Genomic DNA, 16,598 nt, shown 5'->3' with positions numbered 1-16,598 from the left:
CGCAGGTGGCCGTCAGGCCCGCCAGCCGTACGGCGGCCGGGGTCGGACGCCGGGGTGCGGCGAGGCGAGGCGGGGTGAGGCAGGGCGAGAGGGGGCGGAACAGGGCGCACGACGGGAGCAACCGGCGCACGGCCGCAGTCGAGCAGCGCACATCAGGTGTATTCACGCGGGCGCACGGGCCACCACCAGGTTGCGCGAAGGGGCTGTACGGCGCGGGGCGCTGTGCCAAGGTCGGTCCATGCCCGACCATACGTCGGCCGACCCGGCCGGAACCCGTCCCCGCGTCCTGCACCTGATCAGTGATCCACGCCGCGGCGGCGCCCAGAACTTCGCCCGTGACCTCCACCGGGAACTGCGCCGCCGGGGCCAGGCCTCCGCGCTGTGCGCCCTCACCCCGCACCAGGCCGCTGGGCCCGCCCTCCCCGGGCCCCGCGCCGCGGACCGCACCGGAGTGCACGCCGGAGCCGGTCCGGGCGCCCGCCCCGACGGGCTCGACCGGCAGCCCGGCCCGCACCCCGGCGCCCGCGCCGACGAGGAGGACTTACGCGCCGCCGTCCTCGGCTCCGGCCGCCTGCGCCCCGGCACCCTGCGGGCGCTGCGCGCGGCCGCCCGCGGCGCCGACGTGGTCCTCGCCCACGGCTCCGACACCCTGGCGGCCTGCGCCCTCGCGCTGGCCGGCACCCGCACCCCCTTCGTCTACGTCTCCGTCGGCCACCCCCGCTACTGGACGGCGAACCGGCTGCGCCGGGTGCGCGGCGGCGCGCTGATGCACCGCGCGGCCGCCGTCACCACGCTCACCGACGAGGCCCGCGCCGTCCTGGAGGGGCAGTTCCGGCTGCCCGACGGCAAGGTGCACGTGATCTCCAACTCCCGGGCCGCCGAGAGCTATCCGCCCGCCGACGGCCGGGCCGACCGGCGCGCTGCCCGGCACGCGCTCGGCCTGCCCGCCGACGTCCTGCTGGTCGCCTGGATCGGCGCGATCGCCCCGGAGAAGCGGCTCGACCTCGCCCTCGACGTCCTGGACCGGCTGCCGGACGTCCGGCTGGCCATCGCCGGGGACGGCCCGCTGCGCGAGACGCTGGCCCGCCACCCGGCCGCCGCCCGCGCCCACTTCCTCGGCGCCCTGCCCGACCCGGCGCCGCTCTACCGGGCCGCCGACGCGCTGCTGCTCACCAGCGACAGCGAGGGCGTGCCCGGCGCGCTGATCGAGGCGGCGCTGGCCGGCGTGCCCGCCGTCGCCACCGACGTCGGGTGGGTGCGCGAGGTGGTCCGGGACGGTGCCACCGGCGCGCTCGTCGCCCCCGGGGACCCGCTCGCCCTCGCCGAGGCGCTGGCCAAGGTGCTGGCGTGCAACCGTGCGGGCCTCGGCGCGGCCGCCCGGGCGCACGCGTTGGAGCACTTCGAGCTCGGGGCCGTGGTGGACGCCTGGCAGGGGCTGGTCGCCGAGGTGTGGGCGGGGGGTGGTGGCCCGGGGGTGCGCACCGGTCCGTGACGGACCTGTGGCGGCGGACCGGGCCCGGCGTCGAGTCGCGCGCCGGGCTGGGCCGATCGGGCGAATCCGGGCCAGCGCGCCCGGCCGAACTCGACGGTAACGAACCGCCGCCAGCACACTTCCCGGTGTGAACTCGAAGTCGCTGCTGCGGTCCACCGTCCTGTTCGCCATCGCCGCCGGGATCGCCGTGTCCCCCCTCCAGGCCGGCGCGGTGAGTCACCAACCCCCCTCCGAGGGCTCCCAGTTCGTCAAGCTCGACCGTCCGCAGCCGGTGCGCGAGAGCGTCCGCACGGAGGCGGCCGAGTTCTTCTGGTACGACTGCTTCCACTCCCAGCAGCTCGAACAGCCCCTGCAGGCCTGGGCCGAGAAGCACCGCGCGGACGTCGCCCTGCGGCGCGTCCCGGCGATCTGGCCCGGCAGCCCGGACGAGGGCGCCCAGCGCGGCCACGCGCGCCTGTACTACACGCTGGAGCGGCTGGGCCTGGTCGAGCGTCTGCAGAGCAGCGTCTTCCGCTCGGTGCAGACCGACCGGACCGACCTCACCACCGAGGCCACCGCCACCGACTGGGCGGAACACCACGGCGTGGACGCTCAGCTCTTCCGCCGGACGTACCGCTCCGACGAGGTGGCGCGGTCGGTCGACGAGGCCGCCGCCGAGTTCGTCCGCTACGGCGTCGACGAGCTGCCGACGGTGGTCGTCCAGGGCGAGTACCGGACTTCGCCGAGCAAGGCCGGCGGCGTCGAGGCGATGCCCGAGGTGCTGGACTACCTGGTCCAGCAGGAGCAGTTGCGCGGGCACTGAGCCCGCCGCGGGCCGGGCCGAACAGCCCTCCGGCGGCCCGGCCGGGCGGTTCAGTCCCGGCGCAGCAGATACGTCACGAAGCCGAGCGTCCCCCGGTAGCCGTGCAGCCACTCCCGCCGGTGCCGGTCCGCGGCCTCCCGGGCGGCCGCCGCGTCGGGGTCGTCCGGGTGCTCCAGCGCCCACTCGGCCAGCGCGCCCGTCCACGCGAACTCGTAGTCGTCCCACTCCTGCGGGCTGCTCACGTACCCGGACACCGGTGTCCAGCCGTCCGCCAGCACCCGGTCCGTGGTGGTCGCCAGGTCCGCGTAGTCGCCCCGGGCCGCGCCCAGCCCGTCCAGGGCCGCCCGGGACGGCTCCCGCTCCCAGAAGCCCTCGCCGACCAGCACCCGCCCGCCCGGGGCCAGGTGTTCGCGGGCCGCCGCCAGCGTCGGCAGCAGCCCGCCGAAGGCGTGGGTGGCACCGACGCACAGCACCAGGTCGAAGGGCTCGACCGAGCTGAACTGCCGTGCGTCCACGTGGTGCAGGCCGATCCGGCGCACCACGCCGAGCGCGGTCGCCGCCTCCCTGGCCCGGGTCAGCGCCGCCGCGTCCAGATCGACCCCCACCGCCCGCCAGCGCGGACGCGCCGCCAGCGCCCGGACCAGCCACGCCCCCTCGCCGCAGCCGAGGTCCAGCGCCCGGCCGTCCGCCGCCCCGGCGGTCGCGCGGTCCAGCAGCAGGGCCACCGACTCGTCCGTCAGCGGTGCCGCGATCGGGTGGTGGGCATGGGCGAGACGGGAGATCCTCTGGCGGTCCATCCGAGCAGTATGGAGCCAACCGGACCGCCGTGCCCGCGAATTCGGACCCCGGAACGCTCAGGCCCGTGAGTACGTCCGGCCCTTCCACGCCGCGCCCCGGCCCCGCCAGTGCTGCACCGCCGAGTCCACCGTCATCAGCAGGTACAGGCCCGCCGTGAAGGGCAGCAGCAGCACGGCCGGCGCCGGCTGCCGGTAGTACCGCACCATCGGCAGGTAGGTGCCCGCCATCAGCGCCCAGGCCGCCCCGCCGGCCACCGCCACCGCCGGCGCCCCCGCGACCAGCCCGGTCACCGCGGCCACCGGCGGCACCAGGTACACCAGCCCCAGCCCCAGCACCGTCCCGAGCAGCAGCAGCGGCGAATGCCGCAACTGGGCGTACGCGCTGCGCGACACCATCCGCCACAGCTGCTCCAGCCGCGGGTACGGCCGGACGCTGTCCACCGCCCCGGCCAGCCCCAGCCAGGTCCGCCCGCCCGAGGACTTCACCGCCCGCGCCAGCGACACGTCGTCGATCACCGCGCCCCGGATCGCGGCCACCCCGCCGGCCCGCTCCAGCGCCTCCCGCCGCACCAGCGAGCAGCCGCCCGCCGCGGCCGCCGTCCGCCCACCGGGCCGGTTGCTCCGGCGGAACGGGTACAGCTGCGCGAAGAAGTAGACGAAGGCCGGCACGATCAGCCGCTCCCAGCCGGTCTCCACCCGCAGCCGGGCCATCTGCGACACCAGGTCCAGCCCGTTGCTCTCCGCCGCAGCCACCAGCTCCGCCAGCGAGTCCGGCCCGTGCGCGATGTCCGCGTCCGTCAGCAGCAGGTACTCGACGTCCGGACCGGCCAGCTCCACCCCGTGCCGCAGCGCCCACAACTTGCCCGTCCACCCCGGGGGCAGCGGGGGAGGGGTCGTGACGGTCAGCTCCAGCCCGTCCATCGTCCGCAGCTCCGCCGCCACCGCGCCCGTGCCGTCCGAACTGTGGTCGTCCACCAGGATCACCCGCGCCCGCCCCGGGTACTTCTGCGCCAGCAGCGTCGGCAGGCTCACCGGCAGCACCTGCGCCTCGTCCCGGGCCGGCACCACCACCACCGCCTGCGGCCAGCGAACCGGCGGACGGCGCGGCGGAAGCCGCACATCGGTGCGCCAGAACAGCCCGTGGCAGCACGCCAACCAGAGCCAGACCAGCAGGGAGGACGCGGCGATCCAGAACAGGACGGTCACTCCCGCAGTTTGCCGCAGAACCGGCCGGATCGGGCGGATCGACTAAAGTCTTGCCCCGTGAAGATCGCACTGATGGACTCCGGAATCGGCCTGCTGGCCGCCGCCGCCGCCCTTCGGAAGCTGCGCCCGGACGTCGATCTGGTGCTCTCCTCCGACCCGGCCTCGATGCCCTGGGGGCCGCGCACCCCCGAGGAGGTCACCGACCTCGCCCGAGGCTGCTCGCTCGCCGCCGCGGCGCTCGAACCGGACGCGCTGGTCATCGCCTGCAACACCGCCTCCGTGCACGCGCTCGCCACCCTCCGGGCCGAACTCGAACCCGGGCTGCCCGTCGTCGGCACCGTCCCGGCGATCAAGCCCGCCGCCGCCTTCGGCGGCTCCGTCGCCATCTGGGCCACTCCGGCCACCACCGGCAGCGCCTACCAGCGCGGCCTGATCCGGGACTTCGGCGGCACCGCGGACGTGACCGAGGTCGCCTGCCCCGGCCTCGCCGACGCCATCGAGCACGGCGACGACGCCGGCATCACCGCCGCCATCGCCGACGCCGCCGCCCGCACCCCCGCCGGCACCGCCGCGATCGTCCTCGGCTGCACGCACTACGAACTGGTCGACGACCGCATCCGTGCCGCCGTCGCCCCCACCGCCTCCCCGGCGCTCACCCTGCACGGCTCCGCCGACGCCGTCGCCGCCCAGGCCCTGCGCCGCGTCGCGGACCCCACCCGTACCGGCGCCGGCACCATCACGGTGCTCCACGCCGGCGCCCCCGCGGCCCTTCCCCCGGCCGCACTCCTCTACCCCCAGGGGCGCACCCTCGCCGCCCTGATGGGCAGCGCGCTGCCGGCGTGACCGCCACCCTCACCGCCGACGGGCCAAGTTTCGCCCGCCGGCGGTCCGCCCTTGGGCCCGCGCGGAAGGCCACCGCAGCTGATCCCCGTCCGGGGCAGCCGAGGGCAGGTTCTCTGCCAGGACTTGAGGGGCCATTCTTTGCCCTCCAACGCCCGGGAGTCGGGCGAGGGGCCGCGTGCTGGTCGGCCGTCCCGGTCTTCCACGGGGGCGGCCCGGCCGGGGCGGCTGACGCAGGAGGTCGGCCTGCCCGACGTTCTGTGCCCGTGGGGCAAAACTTTGCCCCACGGGCGGGTGGTTGGCCGCCGAGGCAGGGCCAAATTTAGCCCCCCAAGAGACCCCGCGCCGATCCCCGAGGCGGGGCTCATTTTTGCCCCTACGTCCCCCGCGCGTCCCGGCCGGTCAGGCGACGGCTTGGCGGCGCCAGCGGCGGTAGGCGGGTTCGAGGCCGGAGAGGATGGTGTCGAAGCGGCGGGTGCTGGTGGTGGAGTCGACCTGGAGCCGGCTGATCTGGAGCGGATGGGAGGGGATGCGGGGGCCGAGCCGGTGGTCGGAGAGGAAGCCGAGGCGGTAGCCGAGCTCCTGGAGGACGGCTTCGGCCCGCGGGTCGTGCCCGCCGTCCGGATAGGCGAAGGCGGTCGGGGGTTCGCCGAGCCAGTGGGTGAGGGCTTCGTGGGCGCCGGTGATCTCGGCACGGACGGTGGCGTCGTCGCAGCGGCCGAGGCAGGGGTGCCCCTGGGTGTGGTTGCCGATGGCGACGCCGCCGTCGCGCAGGGCGAGCAGGTCGGCGGGGGTGAGCTGTTCCTGGCGGGGTGGGCGGCGGTCGGCGCTGACCCGTAGCTCGTGCAGGCTGCGCCGCCGGTCGGGGTCGGGCATGGCCTTGAGCCGGGGGAGCAGCTGGGAGGGGTGCCCGCAGTCGAGCGAGCGGGCACGGCCGCCGTGCCGGGCGAGGAAGTCGGCCTCGTGCCACCAGAAGGGGCGTTCGGTGCCGATGAGCTCGGAGATGACGAAGGCGGTGGCGGGGATGCCGCGGGCGTCGAGGGCGGGCAGGGCGTGGGTGAGGACGCTGCGGTCGGCGTCGTCGAAGGTGACCAGGACGCTGCGGGGCGGCAGCGGGCGCTGTTCGGTGACGGCTTGGAGGACGGCGGTGAGCGAGACCGGGGTGGCCAGTCTTCGGAGCCGGTCGAGCTGGGCGCCGAAGGACCGGTGGTCGGTGACGCCGTGGTAGGCGAGGACGGCGAGGCGTTGTGCGGCGCGGGCGCGGAACAGGGGCTGGACGGGGGCGAACCGCAGCCATTCGCCCCGCGCGTCTGCCCGGCCCCGGTCGGCGGTCGGGTGGCGGCGGGTGGCCGTCGGCAGCGGGCGCACGAACGGGACGGGCCTGGTGGGGGCCATGGAGATCGACGTGGTGGACTGGGACTGCGGCACGGTTCCCCCTCGGTCGCCGAGCGGCGTGGCGGTACCGCCGGAGGACGGAGCCCGGCCTCCGACTCCAGGAAGCGGCGGCTCCGCCTCCTGGGTATTCCGGTCCGCGGTGGGGGGCTCGCACCCTTCCCGCGAACGGCTCCTGGATCGCTCAATGCCATTGAGACCGCTGCACCGAGCGGATGGTTGTACCGGGGGGACGAGGATTTTTCGTGGACTGATGTGAACTGATGTGGACTGATTGTGGAGCCGGAATGCACGACCGGGGCCGGGCCGCGGGGGGCTCGGGCGAGGTCGGCGGGCCGGTCGCACCGGGTGGTCGAACGTTCACTCCCCGCGGGCTGCCGCCGGCGTTCGCCGGGGGTACCTTGGGCTCATGGCAGATGCGGACCGTGATCCCTTCCACCTGCACGGCGCGACCAGGATGGCCCGTGCGTGGAGTGGTGGCGCCCTGGTCACCCACCAGCTTCCGCTGGCGATGGTGGGTTTGGCCTGCCTCGCGCTGGGCATTGTGGTGGCGGTGATCGTTCCGGACAGTGACGGTCCGGCCTGGGCGATGGCGGTGGCGGGCTGTCTGGCCGCGGGAGTGCTGCTGCTCGGCCGGATCGCGTTCGGGCTGCTGCGGTACCGCCGCCGCGCCGCGCTCTGACCGCCCCGGCGACCGGCCGGCCTTCGGCGGACGGCTGTCCTTCGATTGCCCTCGGCATTCCAGGCGGCAGATCGAGCAGCAGATCGAGCAATATTGGTCAGATCGACCGAATTTCGGCCTGTCGGACAATCCTCTGCCCACTTCTTTGACCATTCCCGGGCCACGGCTCCGAGGCGCCCCTACTGTGAATGCGTTCTTGCGGCTCGACGGTGCCGTGGACCCGACGGTGCCGTGGAGGGGAAGAGATGGGCGGCAGCGCCACGTCCGATCCGGTCGGTGAGCCGGGCGGGAAGCCGGACGGCGCACCGCGCACCACCGCGTCCGCCGGATGAGGCGCGGCGGGGACCTCGCCCTCGCCGCCCTGGCGGGGATCGTCGCGCTCCCGCTGGCCCTGGTGATCGCCGCCCTGCTGCGCTGCACGGCGCGCGGCCCGGTGCTCCTGCGGCTGACCCGGGCCGGACGGCACGGCCGGGAGTTCCAGGTCCTCCGCTTCCGGACCAGCCGGGGAGGGCGGCTCGGCGCGCTGCTCCGCCGGACCGGCCTGGACGAGCTGCCCCGGCTGTGGAACGTCGCCCGCGGCGAGATGGGGGTGATCGGCCCCCGGCCCGTCCGCCCCGACCAGGTGGTCCGCTACTCCCGCCGCGAGCGCGGCCGGCTCGACGTCCGGCCCGGACTGACCGGCTGGGCCCAACTCCAGGCCCGCCACCCGCTCGCCCGGCCGGACTGGGCCGAACTCGACCTCTGGTACGTGGAGCACCGCTCGCTCCGGCTCGACCTGCGGATCCTCGGGCTGACCGTGCTGGCCCTGCTGCGCCCGGAGGGCGGCCTCGCGCGATGAGCCCGCGCGCCGTACGTCGGTGGCGTCGGCCCGGGGCCCCGCCGCACAGGCCCTAGGCTGCGGCGCATGGCCATTCCCCCCTTCCTCGCCGATCTCCGTGCCCTGGTGGGCACCCGTCCGCTCTGGCTGACCGCCGTCGTCGCCGTCGTCCTGGACGACCGCGGCCGGGTGCTGCTGGCCCGACGGGCCGACGACGGGAGGTGGGCGCCGGTCGGCGGCATCCTCGACCCCGGTGAGCAGCCCGCCGACGGCGTGGTGCGGGAGTGCCTGGAGGAGAGCGGAGTGGTGGCGGTGCCCGAACTGCTCGCCTCGGTCACCGTCTCGCCGCAGGTCACCTACCCGAACGGCGACGTGACGCAGTACCTGGTGCTGACCTTCCGGTGCCGGGCGGTCGGCGGCGAGGCGAGGGTGAACGACGACGAGTCGCTGGAGGTCGGCTGGTACCCGCTGGACGGGCTGCCGCCGATGATCGAGGTCGAGCACGAGCGGCTGCGCCACGCGCTGGAGTGCGAGGGGTCGACGGTCTTCGTGTGGGAGGGCAAGGAGCGCCCCTGACCGGCGCACGGCGGACGGTCCGCAACCTCGCCTCCCCTCCCCGGGCGGGCCGGGAGCCCGGACCCTTCGCCGATGGTAGCCGCCCGGTCACCCCGGGTGGGGGGAGTTCGCGAGGCCGCTCAGCCCTTGCGCTGCCGGTAGGCCTCCTCCGCGGCGTCCAGGACGGCGGCGAGGTCGCCGCCCGCGGTGGCGGTGGCGGTGGCCGCCACCGCGCCCTCGACGAACGGCGCGTTCGCGAAGCGGACCGGGAACGGGAGGCCGTGCTCGTCGGCGTCGGACAGCAGGGCGCGCACGGTGGTGACGGCGCTGCCCAGGTCGGCGAGCACCACGACCCCGTGGCCCTGGTCGACCCGGCGGGTGGCGGCGGCCACCAGGACCGCGCTGATGCCGGGGCCGCCCTGGTCCCCGCCGGTCGCGGCGATCGGGGCGGGGGAGTCGGATCCGGTCAGTGCGAGCGCGAGGGTGCGCACCGCGATGGCCAGTTCCTGGCTGTGCGACACCAGGACGATCCCGACCCGGCCGTGCACGGGGGGCCGGCCGGAGGCGGGCCGGGGCAGCGTGGCGGGCGCGGGTGGCGTGCGGGGCGCCGGGGGGTGGGCCGAGGGGGCGTCGGAGATGGGGATGACATCGGCGCGGGTGCCGTCCCGGCGGCTCATCGGCTGCTCCCTCTGGGCGATGGTGGGCGATGGTGGGTGGTGCTGGGCGGTGCTGGGCGAGGTGGTGCGGGCCGCGTCCGGTGCGCATCGGGTTCCGCGGGGCCGGGACGGGCCGTCGAGGGCCCGCGTACGGCCGGCGGGGGGTGGTCCCCCGCGCTGCCAAGCACTCTGGCAGCTCCGGTGGCCCCCGTCGGGCGGGACACGCGTTGAGCGGTCCTCCGGCGGCGTCCGGGCCCGGCTGGTGGAGTCCTCGTCAACCCGCTGACCGGGGCGGGCGGGTGTGGTTAGGCTGGCCGGGAAAGCCGTCGGGAGGAGACCGGGTAGTGGCAGTCAACAGCGGGATCGACGTGGAGGCGGGCGGCGCGAAGCCGCAGCTGGCGCCGAGCGGGAAGCCGAAGGTGGACTTCACCGGGGCGAAGTGGCTGTGCAGCAGCCAGGGCGTCGGGGATGTCCAGATCGCGTTCGTGGACGGGTACATCGGGATGCGGGACGGCCGCCAGGAGGACGGTCCGGTCCTGGTGTTCACGCCGGGGGAGTGGCGGGCCTTCGTGCTCGGTGCCCGGGACGGCGAGTTCGACCTCACCTGAGCCCGGGCGATCGTCGTACGACCGCGGAGCGGGCCCCGTCGGATCGGGGCCCGCTCCGCGGTCGATTCCGGCCCCGAACATCACAACTGATGATCTATTGAACGTGCCCCGTCAGAATTTCTGTTGACTGTTAGACAAACGCAGCTCAGAGTATGAGCACAGGCAGACGCCGTGCCCACCGCCCCCACGCGGCCAGACACGGCGCCTGCTGTGCGACCCGGCAGTGTTGCCAGGCCATCCTCCCAGTCATCCCCTGCGCACCGGGGGTGCGTCGGCCGGTCCCGGCCCCGTGAGGGGCCGGCAGTCGCCGGGAGGCTGGCGTCGACGCCGAGAGCGACTCGGCGGCGACACCGTTTGCTCGGGACCCGCACGCCCCCACGCGGCGGCGTCCCGAGCAAGATCCGCGGGAGCGACGGGCCGGGGCCCCGCGGATCTGGCTTGTGGTGATGGAACTGTTGGCTTGTGTGCTGTGCTGTGTGCGACGACGAAGCTGGGTGCTCGGCAGTTCGGCACGACAATGTGCACAGTGAGGGAAACGCGTGTAGGGCCGCGTTGCGACATGCCGTCCCCCCGGAGGGTGAAACCCAGAACGGCTGTCGTGCTGAACCGAACGTAGCCCGGACGGTTGCTCAGAGTCAACATTGGTCTCTGAGCGTCGATCTCCCGACGGTGCCCCACCCACCTCGCGAGCGTGGTGTGCCGGGCACGTACGATGTTCCCATGTCTTTTCTCCGCCGTCGCTCCGGACAGCCCGCCGGCCCGGACTTCGACGTGCTCGCGATGGACCCGGGTGACTGGCCCGGCGACTTCGGTGCGGCCATGATGACCGGCCCGGACGGCTCCTGCCAGGGGATTTTCCTGCGCTACGACCTGTTCGGCGGCAGAGGCCCGGCGATGTTCATCGGCAACCTCCCCGAGGGCTCGCCCGCCCGGGAGACCGGTGACAGCGTGCCCTTCGAGGTGCGGCAGCTGCTCGCGGCGCTGGAGAACGACGAGCCGGTCGACTTCGTCTCGGCCGAGGACTTCCCGGTGATGCTCGGGGACGACCTGCTGATCGTGAAGAAGGTCAAGGTCAGCGAGGAGCGGGTGTTCTGCGCCCAGTTCGGGCGCAGCGACGGCGTGCAGGTCACCATCGCGTCCTGGGACCGACCGATTTCGGACGACCTGTATCAGCTGCTGAAGCCGCTCCCGGCCGACATGTTCCAGCAGGGCTGACCGGCCTCGACCAGGGCTCGGACGTCGCTTGACGGTTTCGATCACGGGTTCGTACAGTCGCGAACATGTCGTGCCGTCTCCCGCTGCTGACCCGTCGCAGCTACCTGGACCTGCGGCGCACCGCCAGCGCGGTGTGTCCGGGCCACTGAGGGGGAATTCGTCCCCGAGGCGGCGGGCGGTCGGCCGTTCGTGGTCGGCGCCGAATCAGGGGGCGGGCCGTGAACCGACCTCCGGGGCCGCCCGTCCGGTACCGCGCGCCCGTCCGGCGTGCCGCCCGCATCTGCCGCGCCCACGCTGCCGCCCGGAGGCCCCAGCACCATGACGACCACCGCCGCTGACCGTTCGCCCGCGGACCGCCCGTCCGACACCGCGGCCGCCGCCGTGCCCGGCGCCGTCTCGGGAGCATCGGATTCCGGCCACCCCGCGCCCGCTCCCGCGCCCGACCGCTCGGCCGTCGCCGCCGCCCTCGCCGGACTGCCCCGGGTGGTCGACCTGCTCTCCGCCCGCGCCGAGGAGCACGACCGCGACGCCACCTTCCCGTACCAGGGCATCGAGGCGGTGCACGAGGCCGGACTGCTCACCCTGACCGTCTCCCAGCGGTACGGCGGACCGGGCGGCACGCTCGCCGACACCGTCCGGGTGCTGGCCCAACTCGGCCGCGGGGACGCCTCGGTGGCCGTGGTCACCGCCTGCACGCTGCTCCAGCACGCCGAGCAGGCCCGCCGGGCGGCCTGGCCGACGGCGGGCTACCGGCGGCTGCTCACCGAGTCCCGGCGCGGGCCCGCCCTGGTCAACACGCTGCGCGCGGAGCCCGGCGGCCGGCCCGGAGCGCTGCCGGACACGGTGGCCCGACGGGACGGCGAGGGCTGGTTGCTGACGGGCCGGAAGACGTACTGCACCGGCGCCGAGGCGCTGGCCTGGATGGCGGTGACCGCGCGGACCGACGAGCCGGAGCCGAGGGTCGGGACGTTCCTGGTCCGCGGCGAGAGCGAGGGCCTGGAGATCGACCCGACCTGGGACCAGGTCGGCCTGCGGGCCAGCGCCAGCCACGACGTGGTGCTGGAGCAGGTCCGGGTGCCGACCGAGCTCGCACTCGGCCTCACCGCTCCCAAGGGCGGCGCGGCGGACGCGGCCGAGGCCGCCGAACTCTCCCTCGCCTGGCACGATCTGGCACTCTCCGCGGTGGCGATCGGGGTGGCCCGCGCCGCCCAGTCCTGGCTGATCCGCTTCCTCAACCAGCGCACTCCGGCCAATCTGACCGAGCCGCTCGGCACCCTGCCCCGCTACCGCTGCGCCCTCGGCGAGATCGAGGCCCAGCTGATCGGCGCCGAGGAACTGGTCGAGGGGCTGGCCCCCCGGGTGGACCGGGGAGAGCCGGACGCGGTCGCCCGGACCGGACCGGCCCACCTGCTGGCCACCCGGGCCGCGACGACGGCGGTCCAGCAGGCGGTCTCGCTCACCGGCAACCCCGGCCTGAGCCGGCGTCACCCGCTGGAGCGCTACCTGCGGGACGTGCTGAGCAGCCGGGTGCACCTCGCCCCGGACGAGGCCGTCCTGGAGGCCGCCGGCCGGGCCGCCCTGGAGCGCGGCGGCCGGCCGTAGCGGATTCCGGGCCCCGGGGGCTCGGGGCCCGGAGCCTCAGCGGGTGCCGACCGCGGCCCGGACGGCCCGGCGGGCGAGCGCGGCGTCGTCGTAGAGCCGGCGGATCATGATCCGCTGCTCCTCGCCGGCGCCCGGCACGTCGTACAGCCGGATCTCCCGCATCAGCACCAGCACCAGGTTGACCAGGAACGCGTCCCGGGCCAGCGTGCCGCCGCTCTGGGCGAGTTGGCTGATCTGGCGGCGCGCCGCGGTGTCGCCGGACAGCACGCTCCACAGCACCGCCAGGTCGTAGCCGGGCAGGTACCAGCCGGCCTGCTCCCAGTCGACCAGCACCGGGCCGGACGGCGCCAGCAGCATGTTGCTGAGCAGGGCGTCGCCGTGGCAGAGCTGGAGCGGGGTGTGGCCGAGGCCGTGCAGCAGGCCGCGCAGGTCGCCGGCGTCCCGGTCGGTGAGCTGGCCCACCGAGTGGTAACGGGCGATCTCCATCGGGTAGTCCATGCGTGGCTGGAACACGTCGGTCGGCGGCCGCCACAGGTTGAGCGTCCGGACGGCGGTCAGCAGCGCCCGCACCTCGCCCGGGGTGGGCGCGTTGACCGGGTGGCGCTCCCGCGCCGCCGGGCGCCCGGGAACGCGCTCCATGACGAGCACGCAGCGGTCGTGGTCGGCGGCGACCAACCGGGGCAGCCGCACCGGCGGGCGGTGCCGGACGAACGCCCGGTAGACCGCGACCTCGTGGTGGAAGTCGGCCACCAACTGCTCGAAGTACCCACTCCGCACCGCCTGCGGCGCCAGGCACTTGGCGACCACCGGGGCCCGCCCGATGGTGCCCGCCACCAGGATGTGGCGGCTGCCCTCGCGCAGCACCTGACGCGGGGTGAACGCGGGACATATCCGCGCGACGCTCGCCAGCGCGGCCCGCACCGCCGGGGTCTGCAGCGCCGACGGGTCGATCCGCTCGGGGCCGCCGCCGATCTGGCCGGGCCGGTGCGGCGGGCGCAGCACCCGGCCGTCGGCCTGGCGGGCCAGCGGGAGCCGGCCGCCGACGGCAGGGGCCGCTTCGGGGCCGCGGAGCCCCAGCGCCGTACGGCCGGACGGGACCCGGGCGTCCGTGGACCGGCCGTCGGTGCCGTGCGGAGCCACCGGGCGGCTCGACGGGGGCACCTGCTTCGGCCCGGGGCGCCCGGCGGCTGCGGTGGGGGGGCGCAGCGCGGTGCGGGTCGCGGTCGGCGAGGGGGTCGTCGCTGAGGAGTACATGGGGTGAGGGAGGTCCCTTTCTGTCCGTCGGCAGGTGCGCCCCGCGGTGCGGGGAGGGCCGGTGCCGCGTGCTTCCTGGCGTGACGGCGGCCCTGACTCGGTGCGGTGGGTGGTGCGCGGGCGCCGGGCACGGACGCGGGGTCGTGAGACCCGGACGACGGCGGTGCTCCGGCCGTCCGCACCCTGGGGAGTACGGTCGGCCGGACTGCCGTGGCCGTGCCCGGCGCCCCCGCGCCACCCGGCCGCGCCACCCCCTCGGGTGAGGACCGGGAGCGTCCCGTGCCACGGTCGGGGGACTGCCCCGACGCCGGTGGGACGCCGCCCGACCCGGGGGCGAGGTGGCGCACCCCTACAACACACCCGCGGCGCACTGGCTTAGTAGTCTGGCGGGCCCTGGCGAACGGTGGCGAATGCTCGCCTGGCACTTGCCGGAGCCTCTAGCCTCGAATCAGCCGAGGAACCTGGGGGCTTCGTTGAGCAGGGAACCCAACACCCGACTCGCTGACTTGTTCGTCCTGACCGGTTGGTCGAAGGGCGAACTCGCGCGGCTGGTCAACCGTCGGGGTGCCGCGATGGGGCAGCAGCAGCTGTCCACCGACACGTCGAGGGTACGGCGCTGGATCGAGCAGGGGGAGATCCCCCGGGATCCGGTGCCGAGGGTGCTGGCGGCCGTGTTCACGGAGCGGCTCGGCCGTGTCGTCACCACTGAGGACCTCGGTCTGGAACGACACCGGCCCACCAGGTCCGGAGCGGCGCAGTCCGCAGCAGTGCCATGGTCGCCGGATCGAACGGCCGCGGTCCTCACCGAGTTCACGGGAATGGACCTCATGCTGAACCGACGTGGATTGGTGGGCGCGGGTGCCGCGCTCACGGCCGGAACGGTCATCGCCGATTCGTTGAAGGGCTGGCTCGGGGGGGACGCGGTCGCGTACGCGGCCTCCGTCCCCGGGCCGCGCCAGGTGATCACCCAGGGCGGGGCGCGCCCCGCGGTGGACGTGTACGACGCGGGCCCGGTCGGGCTCGACGAGGTGGAGTCGCTGGAGCGCTCGGTCCAGGTGTTCCGCGCCTGGGACGCGGCGCGCGGCGGCGGGCTCCAGCGCAAGGCGGTGGTCGGTCAACTGAACGAGGTGGGAGGTCTGCTGACGCACCGGCACGCTCCGGCGGTGGAGCAGCGGCTGTGGCTGGTCGCGGCCAACCTGGCGGTGTTGGCGGGCTGGATGTCGCACGACGTGGGCCTGGAGCCCACCGCCCAGCGGTACTTCATGATCGCGGCGGAGTCGGCCAAGGAGGCCGGCGACCGGCCGCGGGCCGGCGAGGCGATCTCCCGGGCCGCGCGGCAGATGGTCCACCTGGGCCGGGCCGACGACGCGATCGACCTGATGTCGGCGGCCAAGGCGGCCGGCGGCCAGGTGCTGCCGAGAACGCGCGCGATGCTGAACACCGTCGAGGCCTGGGCGCACGCCTCGATCGGGCACTCCCAGGACACCTGGCGGCTGCTCGGCGAGGCCGAGGACCTGTTCGCCGAGGGCGCGCCGGAGCCGCCGCCGTCCTGGATGCAGGTGTTCGACGAGGCCGAACTGCGCGGCATGCAGGCGCTGGTGCTGCGCACGCTGGCGGAGCACGACCCCTCGGCGGCGGCGCAGGCGCAGCGGCACGCGGAGCGGGTGATCACCCTGCGGGAGGGCACCGGGCAGCTGCGCTCGGCGCTGTTCGACCGGATCACCCTGGCCTCGGTGCACTGGCTGAGCGGCGAGCCGGACGCGGCGGAGTTCCAGGCCAAGATGGTGATGAACCTGATCGGCCAGAACTCCTCGCACCGGACCTGGGACCGGCTGCGCGAGATGTACCGGCTGACCGCGCGCTACCGGGGCCTGCCGGTGGTGGACGAGCTGCGGGCCGAGCTGGGGCGGGAGTTGCGGGCGGCGGACGCGAAGAAGCGGCCGAAGCGGTCCTGAGGCCCGGAGGCCTGAGCCTTGGGTGTCCTGAGTCTTGGGTGTCCTGAGCCTTGGGGTTCCGGAGACTTGGAGGTGGTGAGGGGCCCGGAGGTGGTGAGGCCCCGGCGGGCCCCGGTCAGTTCGGGGGTGCCGGCCGCAGCAGCATGCGCAGGGCGGTGACGGTGCCGTCCGTGCCGAGGACGGGCTCGCCCGCGCACTCGACGCTGGCGTGCGGGGCGCCGTCGCGGCGGATCCGCAGGGTGCCGGCGGAGGTGCGGCCGTGGACCAGGGCGTCGGTCATCATCCGGCGCAGCACGGGCCGGTCGGCCTCGGGGAGGCGGTCGGGCAGTCGGTCGAGGCTGAGCGGGCCGTTGCCCGGGTCGCAGCCGAGGAGCTGGTAGGTGTCCGCGTTCCAGTGGACGCGGTCGGTGAGGAGGTCCCATTCGGCTGAGCCGATGAGGTGGTCGAGGCTGCCGTCGGGTCCGTCGCCGAGGTCGGGGTTCTTGGACGGCTCCTGCGCCGTGCCGTCCACTCTGCCGTCCGTTCCGCTGTCGGCGTCGCCGCTCGGCTCACCGCGCGCGCCGTCGTCCGTCGCGCCCGCCGGGGCGCCGTCCACCGTGGCGGTGTCCGGCGGGCGGGCGGCGCCTATGGGCATCTTCATGGCGGGTCCATCGCTCGGGGGTGGCCCGCCGCGTGCGGGCCGTCGGTGGTGAGAAGACTGTGGCACAGCGCCCTCGCCCCTGCGG

16 protein-coding genes are annotated in these 16,598 nt (G+C 75.2%); 10 read left to right on the top strand and 6 right to left on the bottom strand.

Annotation, left to right across the window (positions count from 1 at the left end; translation table 11 throughout):
* Positions 1–238: 238 nt before the first annotated feature.
* Entirely contained in the window at positions 239–1,492 is a 1,254-nt protein-coding gene (locus ACFVTF_RS34560) for a glycosyltransferase family 4 protein (RefSeq protein WP_387817976.1), read from the top strand.
* Positions 1,493–1,619: 127 nt separating this feature from the next.
* On the top strand, positions 1,620–2,294 hold the full coding sequence (locus ACFVTF_RS34555) for a thiol:disulfide interchange protein DsbA/DsbL (protein ID WP_387817975.1): 675 nt from the start codon (positions 1,620–1,622) through the stop codon (positions 2,292–2,294).
* 50 nt (positions 2,295–2,344) lie between these two features.
* Here ACFVTF_RS34555 and ACFVTF_RS34550 read toward each other — a convergent pair whose 3' ends face one another.
* Both ACFVTF_RS34550 and ACFVTF_RS34545 read right to left on the bottom strand, forming a co-directional pair.
* The gene (locus tag ACFVTF_RS34550) at positions 2,345–3,091 is read right to left on the bottom strand and encodes an SAM-dependent methyltransferase (RefSeq protein WP_387817974.1); all 747 of its coding nucleotides are present in this window, start codon (positions 3,089–3,091) and stop codon (positions 2,345–2,347) included.
* 57 nt (positions 3,092–3,148) lie between these two features.
* Positions 3,149–4,297: a glycosyltransferase gene (locus ACFVTF_RS34545; RefSeq protein WP_371521170.1), complete on the bottom strand. Its 1,149-nt coding sequence runs from the start codon at positions 4,295–4,297 to the stop codon at positions 3,149–3,151.
* A 57-nt stretch (positions 4,298–4,354) separates the two neighbouring features.
* Here ACFVTF_RS34545 and ACFVTF_RS34540 point away from each other — a divergent pair, with 57 nt between their 5' ends.
* Entirely contained in the window at positions 4,355–5,140 is a 786-nt protein-coding gene (locus tag ACFVTF_RS34540) for a glutamate racemase (RefSeq protein ID WP_387817973.1), read from the top strand.
* A 399-nt stretch (positions 5,141–5,539) separates the two neighbouring features.
* Here the strand turns inward: ACFVTF_RS34540 and ACFVTF_RS34535 are convergent, their stop codons facing one another.
* Entirely contained in the window at positions 5,540–6,565 is a 1,026-nt protein-coding gene (locus tag ACFVTF_RS34535) for a polysaccharide deacetylase family protein (RefSeq protein WP_371521176.1), read from the bottom strand.
* Positions 6,566–6,938: 373 nt separating this feature from the next.
* On the opposite strand from ACFVTF_RS34535, the gene ACFVTF_RS34530 reads away from it, so the two are divergent.
* The 3 genes from ACFVTF_RS34530 to ACFVTF_RS34520 all read left to right on the top strand — a co-directional run bounded on the left by ACFVTF_RS34530 (position 6,939) and on the right by ACFVTF_RS34520 (position 8,604).
* Positions 6,939–7,211 carry a hypothetical protein gene (locus ACFVTF_RS34530; protein ID WP_350884215.1) on the top strand — a complete coding sequence of 91 codons (273 nt, stop codon included), beginning with the start codon at positions 6,939–6,941 and terminating at the stop codon, positions 7,209–7,211.
* A 328-nt stretch (positions 7,212–7,539) separates the two neighbouring features.
* Positions 7,540–8,049 carry a sugar transferase gene (locus ACFVTF_RS34525; RefSeq protein ID WP_371521179.1) on the top strand — a complete coding sequence of 170 codons (510 nt, stop codon included), beginning with the start codon at positions 7,540–7,542 and terminating at the stop codon, positions 8,047–8,049.
* A gap of 66 nt (positions 8,050–8,115) precedes the next feature.
* Positions 8,116–8,604 carry an NUDIX domain-containing protein gene (locus ACFVTF_RS34520; RefSeq protein ID WP_363586869.1) on the top strand — a complete coding sequence of 163 codons (489 nt, stop codon included), beginning with the start codon at positions 8,116–8,118 and terminating at the stop codon, positions 8,602–8,604.
* Positions 8,605–8,723: 119 nt separating this feature from the next.
* Here ACFVTF_RS34520 and ACFVTF_RS34515 read toward each other — a convergent pair whose 3' ends face one another.
* Positions 8,724–9,131 (bottom strand): PTS-dependent dihydroxyacetone kinase phosphotransferase subunit DhaM, encoded by a 408-nt coding sequence (locus ACFVTF_RS34515; RefSeq protein WP_371522959.1) that lies wholly within the window; start codon positions 9,129–9,131, stop codon positions 8,724–8,726.
* Positions 9,132–9,607: 476 nt separating this feature from the next.
* On the opposite strand from ACFVTF_RS34515, the gene ACFVTF_RS34510 reads away from it, so the two are divergent.
* The 3 genes from ACFVTF_RS34510 (at position 9,608) to ACFVTF_RS34500 (ending at position 12,664) form a co-directional block, all read left to right on the top strand.
* Positions 9,608–9,847, top strand: a complete 240-nt coding sequence (locus ACFVTF_RS34510; protein WP_387817985.1) for a DUF397 domain-containing protein — start codon at positions 9,608–9,610, stop codon at positions 9,845–9,847.
* A gap of 720 nt (positions 9,848–10,567) precedes the next feature.
* Positions 10,568–11,062: a hypothetical protein gene (locus ACFVTF_RS34505; RefSeq protein WP_063350170.1), complete on the top strand. Its 495-nt coding sequence runs from the start codon at positions 10,568–10,570 to the stop codon at positions 11,060–11,062.
* Positions 11,063–11,380: 318 nt separating this feature from the next.
* Positions 11,381–12,664 (top strand): acyl-CoA dehydrogenase family protein, encoded by a 1,284-nt coding sequence (locus ACFVTF_RS34500; RefSeq protein ID WP_387817971.1) that lies wholly within the window; start codon positions 11,381–11,383, stop codon positions 12,662–12,664.
* A gap of 36 nt (positions 12,665–12,700) precedes the next feature.
* On the opposite strand, the gene ACFVTF_RS34495 is transcribed toward ACFVTF_RS34500, so the two are convergent.
* The gene (locus tag ACFVTF_RS34495; protein WP_371521186.1) at positions 12,701–13,918 is read right to left on the bottom strand and encodes a phosphotransferase; all 1,218 of its coding nucleotides are present in this window, start codon (positions 13,916–13,918) and stop codon (positions 12,701–12,703) included.
* A gap of 473 nt (positions 13,919–14,391) precedes the next feature.
* Here ACFVTF_RS34495 and ACFVTF_RS34490 point away from each other — a divergent pair, with 473 nt between their 5' ends.
* The gene (locus tag ACFVTF_RS34490) at positions 14,392–15,873 is read left to right on the top strand and encodes a hypothetical protein (RefSeq protein ID WP_371521187.1); all 1,482 of its coding nucleotides are present in this window, start codon (positions 14,392–14,394) and stop codon (positions 15,871–15,873) included.
* A 115-nt stretch (positions 15,874–15,988) separates the two neighbouring features.
* Here ACFVTF_RS34490 and ACFVTF_RS34485 read toward each other — a convergent pair whose 3' ends face one another.
* Positions 15,989–16,513: a hypothetical protein gene (locus ACFVTF_RS34485; RefSeq protein WP_371521190.1), complete on the bottom strand. Its 525-nt coding sequence runs from the start codon at positions 16,511–16,513 to the stop codon at positions 15,989–15,991.
* Positions 16,514–16,598 lie beyond the last annotated feature (85 nt).

The sequence above is a fragment of the Kitasatospora sp. NPDC057940 genome (genome assembly GCF_042887425.1).
Lineage (GTDB): Bacteria > Actinomycetota > Actinomycetes > Streptomycetales > Streptomycetaceae > Kitasatospora.
Note: the sequence above shows the minus strand (reverse complement) of the source record. Positions and strands in the feature narration are given on the sequence as shown.